This window comes from Streptomyces sp. 796.1 (genome assembly GCF_047525675.1).
Lineage (GTDB): Bacteria > Actinomycetota > Actinomycetes > Streptomycetales > Streptomycetaceae > Streptomyces.
This window is the reverse complement of record NZ_JBLIWA010000007.1, coordinates 156595-172143: the sequence shown is the minus strand read 5'-3', so window position 1 is coordinate 172143 and position 15549 is coordinate 156595. Positions and strand designations below refer to the sequence as shown.

12 protein-coding genes are annotated in these 15549 nt (G+C 72.3%); 11 read left to right on the top strand and 1 reads right to left on the bottom strand.

Annotated elements, in window-relative coordinates:
* Positions 1-100: 100 nt before the first annotated feature.
* The gene (locus tag ACMA1D_RS07370; RefSeq protein ID WP_349993378.1) at positions 101-337 is read left to right on the top strand and encodes a hypothetical protein; all 237 of its coding nucleotides are present in this window, start codon (positions 101-103) and stop codon (positions 335-337) included.
* Between the two features lie 371 nt (positions 338-708).
* Here the strand turns inward: ACMA1D_RS07370 and ACMA1D_RS07365 are convergent, their stop codons facing one another.
* A complete protein-coding gene (locus ACMA1D_RS07365) occupies positions 709-1392 on the bottom strand; it encodes a TetR/AcrR family transcriptional regulator (RefSeq protein WP_414723063.1) in 684 nt (227 codons plus the stop codon).
* 645 nt (positions 1393-2037) lie between these two features.
* Here ACMA1D_RS07365 and ACMA1D_RS07360 point away from each other — a divergent pair.
* The 10 genes from ACMA1D_RS07360 (at position 2038) to argF (ending at position 15277) form a co-directional block, all read left to right on the top strand.
* Positions 2038-2454 (top strand): cell division protein SepF, encoded by a 417-nt coding sequence (locus tag ACMA1D_RS07360; RefSeq protein WP_349993376.1) that lies wholly within the window; start codon positions 2038-2040, stop codon positions 2452-2454.
* A gap of 56 nt (positions 2455-2510) precedes the next feature.
* On the top strand, positions 2511-4043 hold the full coding sequence (locus ACMA1D_RS07355; protein WP_414723062.1) for an ATP-binding protein: 1533 nt from the start codon (positions 2511-2513) through the stop codon (positions 4041-4043).
* Positions 4015-4392, top strand: coding sequence for a nucleotide pyrophosphohydrolase (locus ACMA1D_RS07350; protein WP_414723061.1), 378 nt, complete (start codon positions 4015-4017; stop codon positions 4390-4392). The genes ACMA1D_RS07355 and ACMA1D_RS07350 overlap by 29 nt, the downstream gene beginning before the upstream one ends.
* Before the next feature lie 167 nt (positions 4393-4559).
* Positions 4560-5033 (top strand): DUF6099 family protein, encoded by a 474-nt coding sequence (locus tag ACMA1D_RS07345; RefSeq protein WP_414723060.1) that lies wholly within the window; start codon positions 4560-4562, stop codon positions 5031-5033.
* A 388-nt stretch (positions 5034-5421) separates the two neighbouring features.
* Positions 5422-6345: an LLM class F420-dependent oxidoreductase gene (locus ACMA1D_RS07340; protein ID WP_414723059.1), complete on the top strand. Its 924-nt coding sequence runs from the start codon at positions 5422-5424 to the stop codon at positions 6343-6345.
* Positions 6346-6464: 119 nt separating this feature from the next.
* On the top strand, positions 6465-7457 hold the full coding sequence (gene mmuM, locus ACMA1D_RS07335) for a homocysteine S-methyltransferase (protein WP_414723090.1): 993 nt from the start codon (positions 6465-6467) through the stop codon (positions 7455-7457).
* Positions 7458-7801: 344 nt separating this feature from the next.
* Positions 7802-9490 carry a 3' terminal RNA ribose 2'-O-methyltransferase Hen1 gene (locus ACMA1D_RS07330; protein ID WP_414723058.1) on the top strand — a complete coding sequence of 563 codons (1689 nt, stop codon included), beginning with the start codon at positions 7802-7804 and terminating at the stop codon, positions 9488-9490.
* Entirely contained in the window at positions 9487-12360 is a 2874-nt protein-coding gene (locus ACMA1D_RS07325; protein WP_414723057.1) for a polynucleotide kinase-phosphatase, read from the top strand. The genes ACMA1D_RS07330 and ACMA1D_RS07325 overlap by 4 nt, the downstream gene beginning before the upstream one ends.
* A 377-nt stretch (positions 12361-12737) precedes the next feature.
* The gene (locus ACMA1D_RS07320; RefSeq protein ID WP_414723056.1) at positions 12738-13961 is read left to right on the top strand and encodes an arginine deiminase; all 1224 of its coding nucleotides are present in this window, start codon (positions 12738-12740) and stop codon (positions 13959-13961) included.
* A gap of 311 nt (positions 13962-14272) precedes the next feature.
* Positions 14273-15277 carry an ornithine carbamoyltransferase gene (gene argF / locus ACMA1D_RS07315; RefSeq protein ID WP_414723055.1) on the top strand — a complete coding sequence of 335 codons (1005 nt, stop codon included), beginning with the start codon at positions 14273-14275 and terminating at the stop codon, positions 15275-15277.
* Positions 15278-15549: the final 272 nt, after the last annotated feature.

Genomic DNA, 15549 nt, shown 5'->3' with positions numbered 1-15549 from the left:
CCGAGCGAGGGGTGCGCCGCAGCGCCTGCGCGTGTCGGGTCGTACGGGCTCCGCCCGGGCGCGCACGGTGTTGCCACCACTCGCCTCGGAAAGGAACGCCATGCGCTCTGTCATCCGCCCCGTCCTGATCACGCTCGCCGTCGCCGGTCTCTCGCTGGCCGGTGCCGTATCGGCGGAGGCACACAGCGGTCAGGCGGTGCACAACGACAACGACACCACGAACGTGAACGTGTGGAAGCGCATCTGGAGCACGGAGGTCGAGACCTCGATCGACGACAGCTTCAACCACAACGCCATCAACAGCTTCAACGGTTCCATCATCTTCGGGAACCAGTGAGCCCTGGCGCCCAGAGCGCCCCACGGCAGGCACGGCCCGCCGCACACCAGAGCGGCCCCGGGAGGACACTCCGGGGCCGCTCTCGGCTGCCCGGCCCGGCACCGCACGTGGCGGGCACCGCACCGGAGGGGACGGACGTAGGAGCGTACGCGGCGGGAACCGACCACCGCACGAAGACCGCGCCGCCACGACGGAACCGGACCAGATCGAGTCGCACCCCATGAGACCGGGCGGGGCCGGATGAGGCCGTACGAGATCGGACCCGACCGGACCCCTCAAACGGGTCAGCCTCAACTCAACCAGCCCCAACCGGCCCGGCCTGAGCCAGGGTTAACCATTTCGAACCGGGCCCGACCGGACCGCGTACGCGCCTACACCGTGCCCGCGGGGTCGGGCAGCCCCAGCAGCCGCCGGGCACTGAGCACCATCGTGGTGCGCAACGCCTCCTCCTCGGCGGGCGTGTGCTCGCGGCTGAAGAGGATGTAGCAGTTCCGTTCGACCATCCAGTGCGCCGCCACGGCCAGCGCCCGGGCGTCGCCGCCCGGCTTGACCAGACCACGGCCGCGGTCGCGTTCGAGCATCGCGGCCAGTTCGACCGCTCCCGCCTCCAACGCGTCCCGCCACGCTATCCGCGCCTCCATGTCCCGGCCCACGTAGTCGATGGCGGCGCAGAACAACGAACCGTGCTCCACCCAGGTGTCCAGGACGTTGTTGATCAGACCGTCGAGCGAAGCCTGGAGCGTGACCTCCTCGTCCCCGGCGACGGCCGCCGCGGTCGACAGCAGAGTGCCCATCACCCGCTGCACGGCGGCGTCGATGATGGCCTGCTTGCTGTCGAAGTAGAAGTACACCGAGGGGCGGGAGAGCCCGGCGCCCTTGGCGATCTCCTCGATGGTGATCTTCCGCGCGGGCCGCTCCCGCAGGAGTTCGACGACGCTGTCGAGGATGGCTGCCTCCCTACGGTCCCCCCGGCTGAGCCGGGGGCGCCGTCGCCCCCTGACCTCCGCCGGCGGAGGCAACGTACTGTGCAGCGCTTCGTCCCCGTTGTCGTCCATGCGGCTCACCGTAGCTGTTCGAATGGCTCGTAACGCAGTTTCGACAAAACTCAACACGACGTTGAGTTTTGCCCCGTTGGCATGTGATGCTGCGGGGGCAGAGGCGGCGGTGTCGGGGGAAGCAAGAAACGGGGGCTCACTGCCGCCTCTTCCCATTCGCGCTGCCCCGGGACGGGTTGCTCCCGGGGACGGCGCTCTGGACGGAGCCGGCGCGACGTGCCGGTGGCCACGGCGGTACGGGGGGTCGGCGGGGACCTACCCGCGCCGGCTCAACCGTTGGGCCACCGGGCCGACGTCGCCCCGGCCCCGCGTCCGAGCACCGGCGCGCATGGGCCGCGCTGGTGGCTGGAGCCACAACGGGGGAGGTGCCGACGGGGGTCGGCACCTTCAAAGCTCCAGCCACACGGCGTGGAGCGGGTACGACGGGACCGCGGAGCCTGCGGTGCACGGCGTCGGGGGACGCGGTGCGCGGCGGCCCCCCAAGGTCGCCGCGCCGGGGCCGCACCCCGGCCCCGGTCCCGTCCCCGGCCGTTGCCTACGTCACTCCCGCCGCCACCACCTGTGTCGGTGTACGAGGCACGGCCGCACATATACCTAGAATCGCCCGATGCAGATATCCAGCGAGCACGCCTTTGGGGTGAACCGGTGAACCGTCACGACGTCACCGACGAACAGTGGGAAGGGCTCGCCGAAGTCGTCCCGCTGCGCAGCAACAACGCCTGGCCGTCCTGGCCCCACCACCGGGCCCTCCCGGACGACGAGCCCGAGGAGGACCTGCGCCAGTTCGTCGTCCTCCGCGTACAGACCTTCGCCGACGCGCGCGAGGTCGCCGAGTACCTGATCGCCCAAATACCCGTCCTGCTCGACCTGACGGGAGCCGAGGCGGACGTCGCCAAGCGCATCCTCGACTTCTCCAGCGGAGTCGTCTTCGGGCTCGGCAGCGGCATGCACCGCGTGGACACCAACGTCTTCCTGCTCTCCCCGGTCGGCACCGAGGTGGACGGCCCCGAACTGCGCCCCGCATTCACCACCGTGACAGGGGCTTCCGTCCCCCGTTCGTAGGAAACCGTCAACGAGCAAACGGTTCGGCGAAAACCGGCGGCGATACCTTCCCCGCCATGAACGCATCAGGCCAGCGGCCCGCCGTAACCGAACTGAGGCTCTCGGCGTACAAGACGCACCGGCGCGCGGTCTTCCCGCTGGGACCGGTGACGCTGTTCACCGGCCCCAGCGGCAGTGGCAAATCCAGCGCACTCGAAGCCTACGGAGCCCTCGCCAGGCTCGCCGCGGGCGACGGACTCGCCGACGTCTTCCCCGACCCCGTCGGCTGCGTCCCCCACCAGGCACGCCCCGACGCACAGGGCCGCCGCGGCTTCCGCATCGGCTGCACCGTGGACGGCACGGTGGGCCCCGTACGCCTGGACGTCGCCGTCCAAGCCGAACCCGAACTGCGCATCGTGGGCGAGCGCATGACCGGCGCCGGCGAAGTCCTGCTGGAGACGGCGCTCCGCGACCCGGGCCGGCGCACCGTACAGGCCGCCTGGTACACGGCGGGCGCCGTCCCCGTCACCCGCGCCCCGCTCCCCGACGACCGCCTGGCCACCGCCCTGCTGCCGCTCCGCATCGCCGGCAAGACCGCCGGCCAGCGCCTCGCACTCGCCGCCGCGGAACAGATCGTGGTTGCGCTGCGCTCGGTCTTCCCCTGCGACCCGCGCCCCGAATCCATGCGAGGCCCCGCCATGCGCTCCGACGGACAACTCCGCAGCGCCTGCGACAACCTGGCCGCCGTGCTGTACCGCACCCACAAGGAGTGCGGCACCCGGCACGCCGCGCTGGTCACCGCCGTACGGGACGGCTGCGCGGGCCCGGCGGTCAAGGAACTCACGGTCGAGGGCGCGGGAGCGGACGCGCGTACGGGCGCGCGGAGTGGCCCGACGGAGAGCGACGGCCGCATCGCACCCCACGGCCCGCGCACCACCGGCGGCCAGGCCCGCACGGGCGACGGACGCGGCAGCGGGGGCGGCACCGGCACCGGGCGCAGCGGCGCCGGCCTGCGCGCGGTGCTCGGCCGCGGCGAGTTCGGAAGCATGCCCGTGGACCGGCTCGGCGACGGCGAACTGCGCTACCTGGGGCTCGCCCTGGTCCTACTCACCGGGCCCGGCGTACTGGACGTCGATCCGGTGGCCGACGTGCTGCCCGCACTCCAGACGCTGACCGTCCTGGCCGACGGCTTCGACCGCTGCCTGGACGCACGACAGGCGCGACTGCTCCTCGAACTCGCCGGGCGGATGTGCGAACGCGGCCACATCAGGCTGGTCGGGGCCGTCCACGCAGTACCGCTCCCGGTGCCGGACGCCGCCGCGGAACGGCCCCCCGAGCCTGCCGTGCCCGGTGCGCGTGCCGCGAGCGGTGGGGCGCGCGGCGCCGCAGCCGCCGGGGCGCCCGGGACGTCCGTGTCGGCTGGGGCGCCCGTTGAGGCCGGTGCCGCCGTGGCCGGCGGAGCGGGCCCCGTGCCCGCCGCGGTGGGGGCGGCGGGCACGGGGCGTCGGAGCGGCAGCCGGCGGGACGGCGGGGAGGCGGGCTCGTTCGGGGTGCGCGGGCTGACAGTGGTAGACCTGGGGCGTGACCAAGGCACCCCATACCGATCCTGACCTGCACGCTCTCCAGCGTCGGCTGGCCGAATTCGCGGCGGCCCGCGACTGGCAGCGCTTCCACACGCCGAAGAACCTCGCCTCCGCACTCAGCGTCGAGGCGGCCGAACTCGTGGAAATCTTCCAGTGGCTGACGCCGGACGAGTCGGCCGAGGTGATGGCCGACGCCGGAGCCGCCGCCCGCGTCGAGGACGAGGTGGCCGACGTGCTCGCCTACCTCCTCCAGTTCTGCCAGACCCTGGGCATCGACCCACTGACCGCGCTCGCCGCCAAGATCGAGCGCAACGAACTACGGTTCCCGGCACGCCGCATGGCCGCACCCTCCAGCGAAGATCGTCACTCTATGTAGTGAGAAAGTTATCTGCGGCGTAACTGTTGTCCACAGATTCCTGAATTCCCCTGGCTTTCCCGCCTGTCATTCATCACTCTGGGTAGCAGACAGTTGGCTGCTCGGTGACACGAGCGACGTGCTGGACGCGGCGGACGCGGTGCATACGGCGGAGAGGGGCAGGGGTCATGGAGGCGATGCGGCTCATCGAGGCCACTCGATCGGCCCTGACACGGTCACAGACCGTGCAGGACATCGTGGCCGAAGCATGGCAGGCGCAGGCCCTCGCGGAGGTGATCGGGGGATATTTCGCGGGCAGCGCCTCCCCCGTGACCCGCTGGGAGGCCGAGGGGCTCAGCGAGGCGGGCGGCCGGGCGTGCGGCGCCCTGCGACGCCCCGCATCCGGTCATACGACGCTCCAACGGGGCGGTGCCATACGTGCCTCCCAGTTGACGGAAGTGCGCGATCCCCAGCGCGTCCTGCTCGCACTGGGGGTCCTGCTCGGCGACGTGGGCATAGCCCTGGTCGAGGTGGCCTGCGTGGCCGACGAGGGGCTGTACTGGCAGTGCGTGGAGGCCGTCGACGCCGCCGACGAATCGCGGGACCGCGTCTTCGGCATGTTGCGCGAGTTCTCCACCCACCGGGCAGGCGGCGCCGCCTGACCAGGGCGCACCCCGCACGCCCACCCCCTGCACGGACCGCCCCCTACCCCGCCCTCGCCACCGCCCGACCACGGCTGGGCGCCACCACGGCACGCGCAGCCCAGCCCCGGCACGCCCGCGCGGCACCGCACACCTGACACCACGACCTCGGCCCGAGCACGCCGGGCCTGACGTCGACACCCCGTTCGACACCGACACCGAGGCCGGTGCCGGTATCGGCTCCGGCGCCACGGCCGGCCTGGCGGGCACCGTGCCCGGGAAAACCCGGGCACACCCCGGGCCCCGTACGGGCGCCGCCGCACCGGCCCGGACCCACCGGTTCCGCGACCGGTCTGACACGGATCGGGGCATGTCGGCGGCATGCCCCAAAGCAGGCAGGATGGAGACCATGGATCTACGCATCTTCACCGAACCCCAGCAGGGCGCGAGCTACGACACCCTGCTCACCGTTGCCAAGGCCACCGAGGACCTGGGCTTCGACGCCTTCTTCCGCTCCGACCACTACCTGCGCATGGGGAGCGTCGACGGCCTGCCCGGCCCGACGGACGCCTGGATCACCCTGGCCGGCCTCGCCCGCGAGACCAGCCGCATCCGCCTGGGCACCCTGATGACCGCAGGCACCTTCCGCCTCCCCGGCGTGCTGGCCATCCAGGTAGCGCAGGTCGACCAGATGTCCGGTGGCCGGATCGAGCTGGGGCTCGGCTCCGGCTGGTTCGAGGAGGAGCACCGCGCGTACGGCATCCCCTTCCCGAAGGAGAAGTTCGGGCGCCTGGAGGAGCAGTTGGCGATCGTCACCGGCCTCTGGCAGACCCCCGTCGGCCAGACCTTCAGCCATGACGGCACGTACTACCAGCTCACCGAGTCGCCGGCGCTGCCCAAGCCAGCCCAGCAGAAGGTGCCGGTCCTCATCGGCGGCCACGGCGCGGTGCGCACCCCGCGCCTGGCCGCGCAGTACGCGGACGAGTTCAACATCCCCTTCGCTTCCGTCGAGGACAGCGACCGGCAGTTCGGTCGGGTGCGGGCGGCGGCCGAGGCGGTCGGTCGCAAGGCCGATGACCTGGTGTACTCCAACGCCCTGGTGGCCTGCGTCGGCAAGGACGACAGCGAGGTGGCCCGCCGCGCCGCGGTCATCGGGCGCGAGGTGGACGAGCTGAAGGCCAACGGACTCGCCGGCTCACCGGCCGAGGTGGTGGACAAGATCGGGCGGTACGCGGAGATCGGCGCCTCCCGCATCTACTTCCAGATCCTCGACCTGGACGACCTCGACCACCTGGACCTGATCGCGTCCCAGGTGAAGACACAGCTCGGCTGAGGACCGCGGCCGTGACACCCGTCGCCGAACCGCCAGCCACCGGACCGCGGGGGGCCGAGCCGCCCGCCGGGCCGGAGCGGCACGCTCCGCAGCCCTGCCCCGCGGCCCCTCCGCCCTCCCTGGCCGAAGCCCTCGCCCGGGGCCCGGTCGTCCTCGACGGCGGGCTGTCCAACCAGTTGGCGGCGCAGGGCTGCGACCTGCCGGACGACCTCTGGTCCGCCCGGCTGCTGGTGGACGATCCGGCGCAGATCGTGGCGGCCCACGCGGCCTACGTACGGGCGGGCGCGCGGGTGTTGATCACCGCCAGCTACCAGGCCAGCTATCAGGGCTTCGCCCGCCGGGGCCTGGGCCGGAGCCAGGTGGACGCACTGCTCCGACGGAGCGTTCACCTGGCCCGGCAGGCGGCGGCAGAAGCAGGAGCCGAGGCCACGACGCGGGCTGGGCCCGGGGGCGGGGCCGGGCCGCACGGCCCTGGTGGCTCGGGTGTGGGTGCGGATGCGGGTGTGGGGCCGGGGGCGGGGGCTGGAGGCGTGTGGGTGGCGGGGTCCGTGGGGCCGTACGGGGCGATGCTGGCGGACGGGAGCGAGTACCGCGGCAGGTACGGGCTGAGCGTGCGGGAGTTGACGGAGTTCCACCGGCCGCGCATAGCGGCCCTGGCCGCCGCCCGGCCAGACGCCCTGGCCCTGGAGACGGTGCCGGACGTCGACGAGGCAGAAGCGATGCTGCGGGCTGCCGAGGGATGTGACGTGCCGGTGTGGCTCTCGTACAGCGTGCAGAGAAACCGCACGCGGGCCGGCCAGCCGTTGGAACAGGCCCTTGCACTGGTGGCCGGCCACGACCAGGTGATCGCGGTGGGCGTGAACTGCTGCACGCCGGCCGATGCGGACGACGCCGTGCGGCTGGCGGCGCGGGTCACGGGGAAACCGGTCGTGGTCTACCCGAACAGCGGCGAGGAGTGGGACGCGACCGCGCACGACTGGCGCGGTCGGAGCACCTTCGACCCGGCGCGGGTCGCCGCCTGGCGGACCCACGGGGCGCGACTGATCGGCGGCTGCTGCCGAGTGGGCCCAGGCCACATCGCGGAGCTTGCGCTTGCGGTCGGGGACGGGTGAGGGGCGGGCGGGTGTGGGGTGGGGTGGGGGTGGGTGTGGGGGCGGAGAGGGGGGGGAGGGGAGGGGAGGGGGAGCCCCCCGCCCCGGGGGGAGAGCGAAGCCGCAACCTCAGCAGGCCAGACAAAGCCTCCGCCTGAGCCCCCACCGGAATAGAAGCGGAAAGAACAGCAGAGCGAGGCAGCAGGACCCGGCAAGAGGAAAGCGACAGAGAAGCGCGGCAAGGAGAAGAAGCGGGAAGCGCGGCGGGGGAAGGCAGCAAGAGAGCACAGCAAGGGAACGCAGCAAGGGAACGCAGTAAAGGAATTCGGTGGGGTGAGGGGCCGTTCCCGGCGATACTCGGGCGTGTGTTCTTATCTCTGACCACCACTGGTGGCTCCGAACTGCCCGCGACCGACCTGGGTTTCCTGCTGCACAAGCATCCGGAGAAGGCCCAGCGGTTTTCCACCGCGCACGGTGTGGCGCATGTCTTCTATCCCGAGGCGTCGCCCGAGCGCTGCACTGTGGCGTTGGTGTACGAGGTGGATGCGGTGGCGTTGGTGCGGGGCGGGCGGGGGAAGGGTTCGGGGGCCCGGCGTGGTGCGGGGCCGACCGCGGCGGACCTGGGGAGTTATGTCAACGACCGGCCGTACGCCGCCTCGTCGTTGCTGGCCGTGGCGTTGCGGGCGGCCTTCGCGACGGCGCTCCAGGGCCGGTGCGTGGCGCGTCCGGAGTTGGTGGAGCGGTCGTTGCCGCTGCGCATCGAGGTGCCTGCGGTGGCGGTGAGTGGTGGGGCGGAGCTGGTGCGGCGGCTGTTCGCGCCGCTGGGGTGGCAGGTGCGGGCGACGGCCGTACCACTGGACGCGGAGTTTCCCGAGTGGGGCGATGCGGACTACGTCCACCTGGTCCTCACGGGGCGGGCCCGGCTGGTCGATGCGCTGCGGCAGTTGTACGTGCTGTTGCCGGTGCTCGACGGCGGCAAGCACTACTGGGTGGCGCCGGACGAGGTGGAGAAGCTGTTGCGGTCCGGGGAGGGATGGCTCGCCGGGCACCCGGAGGAGGAGCTGATCGCCCACCGCTACCTGGCGCGCAGTCGGGCGCTGACGCGGGACGCGTTGGAGCGGCTGGAGCTGGTGCGGTTGGCCGTGGCGGACGACACCGCGCCGGAGCAAGTGGACAACGCGGTGGACGAGTGCGCGGACACGGAGCAGGCGCCCGTTCCGCTGGCGGCGCGGCGCCGGGCCGCGATCGCGGAGGTGCTGCACGAGGTGGCGGCGGCGCGGGTGCTCGACCTCGGGTGCGGCTCGGGCCAACTCCTGGCCGAGCTGCTGCCGGATGCGCGTTTCACGGAGTTGGTGGGCGTCGACGTCTCGCAGCGGGCGCTGAGTGCCGCGGCCCGCCGGCTGCACGTCGACCGGCTCTCCGAGCGGGAGGCGGCCCGCGTCAGGCTGGTGCAGGGTTCGTTGGCGTACTCCGATGCCCGGTGGCAGGGGTACGACGCGGCGGTGCTCAGTGAGGTGATCGAGCACGTCGACCCGCCGCGGCTGCCCACGCTGGCCCATGCCGTGTTCGCGACGGCCCGGCCGCGCGCGGTGATCGTCACGACGCCGAACGCGGAGTACAACGTGCGCTATGCGGGCCTCGCCCCCGGGCAACTGCGCCACACCGACCACCGCTTCGAGTGGACTCGCCGGGAGTTCCGGGCCTGGGCCGATGCGGTGGCCCTGCGGTACGGGTACGGGGTGGAGTTCCGGCCGGTGGGCCCCGATGACCCCGAGGTGGGTGCGCCGACCCAGTTGGCGCTCTTCATCCTGCGCGCGCCGGAGGAGACGTCCCCGGGCACGACACGGAGCGCGACCACGGGTGCGGCCCCGGCACGACCGACCGCACCACCGGCGTCGTCCCCACACCCAACCGCCACACACTCGACCACCTCACTCCCAACCACTCCACACCCAACTGCCCCAGAAGCCACCTCACACCCAACCATCACCCCACCCCCACCCGCCGCGCACCCCGCGGCGGAGCGGCAGCGGGGCGAGGGGGACGCGCGATGAGTGGGGCGAGTGGGGTCAATGGGGCGAGAGGGGAAACGGTGCGTGAGGAACAGGTTCTCGGGGTGCCTGATGTGGCGCTCGTGGTGCTGGTAGGGGCCACGGGGTCAGGCAAGTCCACCTTCGCCGCACGGCACTTCAAGCCGACCGAGGTGGTGTCGTCGGACGTCTGCCGCGGTCTGGTGAGCGACGACGAGAACGACCAGGGGGCCAGCGCCGACGCGTTCGACGTGCTGCACTTCATCGCGGGCAAGCGGCTGGCCGCCGGGCGGCTGACCGTCGTCGACGCGACCAACGTGCAGTCCGCGAGCCGCAAGGACCTGGTCGCGCTGGCCCGGGAACACGACGTCCTGCCGGTGGCGATCGTGCTCGACGTGCCCGAGGGCGTGTGCGCCGAGCGCAACGCGGCGCGCCCCGACCGCGCCGGACTGCCGCGCCACGTCATCCAGCGCCACCAGCGCGAACTGCGCCGCTCGCTCGGCCACTTGAAGCGGGAGGGGTTCCGCGCGGTGCACGTGTTGCGCGGCGTTGCCGAAGTGGAGTCGGCGACCGTCGTGCGCGAGCGGCGCTACAACGACCTGCGGCACCTGACCGGCCCGTTCGACGTGATCGGCGACGTCCACGGCTGCCGGTCCGAGTTGGAGACCCTCCTCGGCGACCTGGGGTACGAGTTGCGCCGCGACGCGGGCGGGCGCGCGGTGGACGCCGTGCATCCGCAGGGCCGCACGGCGGTGTTCGTCGGTGACCTGGTCGACCGCGGACCGGACAGCCCGGGCGTGCTGCGGCTGGTCATGGGCATGGTCGAGTCCGGTACGGCGCTCTGCGTCTGCGGCAACCACGAGAACAAGCTCGGCCGCTACCTCGCCGGCACCACCGTGAAGATCGCGCACGGCCTGACCGAGACCATCGAGCAGTTGACCAGGGAGGAGGCCGTCGACCCGGAGTTCCGGGGCCGGGCCGCGGCCTTCATCCGCTCGCTGGTCAGCCATTACGTACTGGACGGCGGCGCGCTGGTGGTCGCGCACGCCGGTCTGTTGGAGAAGTACCACGGCCGACAGTCGGGCCGGGTGCGGTCCTTCGCGCTGTACGGCGAGACGACCGGCGAGACCGATGCGTTCGGGCTGCCGGTGCGCTACCCGTGGGCCGAGGACTACCGGGGCCGGGCCGCCGTCGTCTACGGCCACACGCCCGTGCCGCGGGTGCGCTGGCTCAACAACACGGCCTGCATCGACACCGGCTGCGTCTTCGGCGGTGCGCTGACCGCGCTGCGCTGGCCGGAGCGGGAACTGGTGAGCACGCCCGCCGAGCGGGAGTGGTACGCCCCGGTCAAGCCGCTGGCCAGCGACGCTTCGGGCGGTGCGGACGGCCGCCCGTTGGACATCAACGACGTCATCGGGCGGCGCACGGTGGAGACCAAGGAACTGGGTCGGGTCACCGTGCAGGAGGAGAACGCGGCGGCTGCGTTGGAGGTGATGAGCCGGTTCGCGGTGGACCCGAACCTGCTGGCGTACCTGCCGCCGACCATGGCGCCGTGCCCCACCGCCACGGCGGACGGCTATCTGGAGCACCCGGCCGACGCGTTCGCCGCCTACCGCGCCGAGGGGGTGCGCCGGGTGGTGTGCGAGGAGAAGCACATGGGTTCGCGGGCCGTGGCCCTGGTGTGCCGGGACGCCACGGTGGCCGGGGAGCGCTTCGGAGCCACCGACGGCGTGCCGGGCGTGCTGCACACCCGTACCGGGCGCCCCTTCTTCACCGACCCCGGCCTGACCGCGTCGCTGCTGGACCGGCTGGCCGCTGCCGTCGAAGGGGCCGGCCTGTGGGCAGAGCTCGACACGGACTGGCTGTTGTTCGACGCCGAGTTGATGCCGTGGTCGTTGAAGGCCGACGGGCTGCTGCGGACCCAGTACGCGGCCGTCGGCGCGGCCTCCCGGGCCGCCTTCCCCGGTGCCGTCGCGGCCCTGGAAGCGGCGGCGGCCCGGGGCGTCGACGTGACCGAACTCCTGGACCGGCAACGCGGACGTGCGGCCGACGCGCAGGCGTTCACCGACGCGTACCGCCGCTACTGCTGGCGCGTGGGCGGTACGAGCGGTACGAGCGGTACGAGCGGTACGAGCGGTACGAGCAGTGCGGGCGATGCGGGCGGTGCGGGCCTTCTGGGCGATCTCGACGGGGTGCGGCTCGCCCCGTTCCAACTCCTGGCCGGGCAGGGGCGCAACCTCGCGCTGCTGCCGCACGACGCGCAACTGGAGCTGATCGACCGGCTGGTGGCGGCCGATGCCGCTGCTGCGACCCCTGCGACCCCTGCGACCCCTGCGACCCCTGCGGCCTCTGCGACTCACGGGACCGGCATGGCCCACGTACCCGACGCACCCCACGTATCTAACGCACCCCACGCCCCCGTCGCACCTGATGCACCTCACGCACCCGCAGGGCCAGCCGCCGCAGGGCCCGGCCGCGGCGGCCTGCTCGCCCCCACGCGTCGGCTCTTCGTCGACACCGAGGACGAGGCGTCGGTGGCGGCGGGCGTCGAATGGTGGCTCGAACTGACCGCGGCCGGTGGCGAGGGGATGGTGGTCAAACCGGTCGAAGCGGCTGCCCGTACCGCGGCGGGCAAGCTCGCCCAGCCCGGCCTCAAGTGCCGCGGCCGGGAGTACCTGCGCCTGGTCTACGGGCCCGAGTACACCCGGCCGGAGAACCTGGAGCGGCTGCGGTCGCGGCACCTGCACCGCAAGCGTTCGCTGGCGCTGCGCGAGTACGCGCTCGGCCTCGAAGGGCTGGACCGGCTGGCCGCGCAGGAGCCGCTGTGGCGGGTGCACGAGGCGGTGTTCGCGGTCCTGGCGCTGGAGTCCGAGCCGGTCGACCCGCGGCTGTAGGCCGGTGTGGGGCCGTACGGGCGAGCGGCGTTCGCCCGTACGGCGGCGGCAGCCCGCGGTGAGCGCCCGGCGGTCGGTGCTGCGTGCGACAGGCAGGCAGGCAGACGCCGCGCCGGGCCGCCCGTCAGGGCCGTTCGGGTTTCCGACAGATGTCGGCAAGTGGGCCCGGCGGGCCCGGCCGGGGCGCGTCGGCGTCGCCGGTGCGCCCGGCGCGGGGTGGTGTGGGGCGGGCCCGCAGGCACCGCGCCGCACCACCTGTGACCGGGTGGCCCGGGAACCCTGCCTGGTCCACCGCGTCCGGCCGGGGGCGTACGCCGGGCGCACGGTCCGTGTCGCCAGCGATGTTCAGGGCGCTGGCTTGGGGTGAGGATAGGGACATGGGATTCCATGTCGACTCCGAGGCCGGGCGGCTGCGCCGCGTCATACTGCACCGCCCCGACCTGGAGCTGAAGCGGCTCACTCCGACCAACAAGGACGCACTCCTCTTCGACGACGTGCTGTGGGTGCGCCGGGCCAGACAGGAGCACGACGGGTTCGCCGACGTGCTGCGCGACCGGGGCGTCGAGGTGCACCTCTTCGGTGACCTGCTGGCCGAGAGCCTCGCGGTGCCGGCGGCGAGGGCGCTGGTGCTCGACCGGGTATTCGACGAGAAGGAGTACGGGCCGCTGGCCACCGACCATCTGCGGGCGGCCTTCGACGAACTGTCGGCACCGGAGTTGGCGCAGGCGCTGGTCGGCGGGGAGACCAAGCGCGAGTTCCTGGAGCGCCATCCGGAGCCGGTCTCGGTGCGCTTCCACGCGATGGACCCGGACGACTTCGTGGTCCATCCGCTGCCCAATCACCTCTTCACGCGCGACGCCTCGGCCTGGGTGTACGACGGTGTGTCCATCAACGCGATGCGCTGGCCCGCGCGTTGGCACGAGACCGTGCACTACGAGGCCGTCTACCGGCACCACCCGCTGTTCGCCGCCGGTGGTTTCCACGTGTGGTCGGAGGGGCAGGCCGCGTACCCGTCCACCATCGAGGGCGGTGACGTGCTGGTCATCGGCAACGGCGCGGTGTTGATCGGGATGAGCGAGCGGACCACGCCGCAGGCGGTGGAGATGCTGGCGCGCGGCCTGTTCGCGGCCGGGTCGGCCCGTACGATCGTGGCGCTCGACATGCCCAAGGGGCGGGCGTTCATGCACCTGGACACGGTGATGACGATGGTGGACGGCGATACGTTCACCCAGTACGCGGGCCTGGGGATGCTGCGCTCGTACACCATCGAGCCGGGCGTCGAAGAGCGCGACCTCAAGGTGACCGACCATCCGCCGGAGCACATGCACCGGGCGATCGCCGCGGCGCTCGGGCTCGACTCGATCCGGGTGCTGACCGCGACCCAGGACGTGCACGCGGCGGAGCGCGAACAGTGGGACGACGGGTGCAACGTGCTGGCCGTCGAGCCGGGCGTGGTCATCGCGTACGAGCGCAACGCCACCACCAACACGTATCTGCGCAAGTGCGGCATCGAGGTGATCACCATCCCGGGCAGCGAACTCGGCCGCGGCCGGGGCGGCCCGCGCTGCATGAGCTGCCCCGTGGAGCGGGACGCGGTGTGAGCACGGGGCCGCCCCGGCCGCTCCCGTAACCACTCGCCCCACCGGAACAGGAACCCGAGCAGGAACCCGAGCAGGAACGGGAAGCGGGAACGGGAAGCAGAAGCGGAGGGAGAGAACAGGAAGCAGCGACAGGAAGCAGAAGCGGGAACGGGGACAGGAACAGCAGCAGGCACGGGAACTGGGGCAGATACAGGGGCGGAAACCGGGGCAGGGGCCGGGGGCGGGGAGCGGCCCCACACCCGCTTGCATATAAATGCTGTTATTCGTATATGCTTCCGGAGTTCCCGAACGCTGCGACCTAGGAGCCTGCCATGGCGACAGACCTCTACGGCCGTCATTTCCTCAAGGAGCTCGACCTCACCGCGGGCGAGTTCGTCGGCCTGGTGGAGCTCGCTGTCGAGCTGAAGGCCGCCAAGCGCGCCGGCGCCGAGGTCAAGCGGCTGTCCGGCAAGAACATCGCATTGATCTTCGAGAAGACCTCGACGCGTACGCGCTGCGCGTTCGAGGTCGCGGCGGCCGATCAGGGCGCCTCGACGACCTACCTCGACCCGGCGGGTTCCCAGCTCGGGCACAAGGAGTCGGTCAAGGACACCGCCCGCGTGCTGGGCCGGATGTTCGACGCGATCCAGTACCGGGGCGCGGGCCAGTCCGTCGTCGAGGAGCTGGCGGCGCACGCCGGCGTGCCCGTGTACAACGGGCTCACCGACGACTGGCACCCCACCCAGATGCTGGCCGACGTGCTCACCATGGTCGAGCACGGCACGAAGCCGCTGGCCGAGACGGCGTACGCCTACCTCGGCGACGCGCGCGCCAACATGGGGCACTCGTACCTGATCACCGGCGCCCTGCTGGGCATGGACGTCCGCATCGTCGCGCCGCGGGCGCTGTGGCCGGCCGAGGGGATCGTGGCGCACGCGCGGCGGCTCGCTGCGGGTTCGGGCGCCCGTGTCACGCTCACCGAGGACGTCGCCGAAGGCGTGCGCGGTGCGGACTTCGTGGCCACCGACGTCTGGGTCTCCATGGGGGAGTCGACGGAGGTCTGGGACGAGCGGATCGCGCTGCTCCGCCCGTACGCGGTGACCATGGACGTGCTGCACGCCACGGGCAACCCGCAGGTGCGGTTCCTGCACTGTCTGCCCGCCTTCCACGACCTGGGCACCGGGGTCGGCCGCGACATCCACGCGCGGTACGGGCTGACCTCGCTTGAGGTCACCGACGAGGTCTTCGAGTCCGCCTACTCGGTCGTCTTCGACGAGGCGGAGAACCGGATGCACACGATCAAGGCGGTCCTGGTCGCCACCCTCGCGCATGAGTGAATAGTCATACGCCGCGGTGATCATTCATGCGGCGAGCGGGTCTAGAATGGTCGTATTACGTGTCGTATTACGTGGGGTTCGGGCGCGCCGGCTCGGGCCCCACTGGGCTGTCCGGGGCGGGTGAGACCTGCCGGCCCGCCGCGCAGACCGTGCGCAGCACGCACGTGCGTCGTAGGCGCCCTGCGGTGTGTCGGACGCCGCCCGCCCCACGAGATCCACGCGCCCCACCTACGCCACCCAACCCGCCTGCTCCACCCGTTCCACCCGTTCCA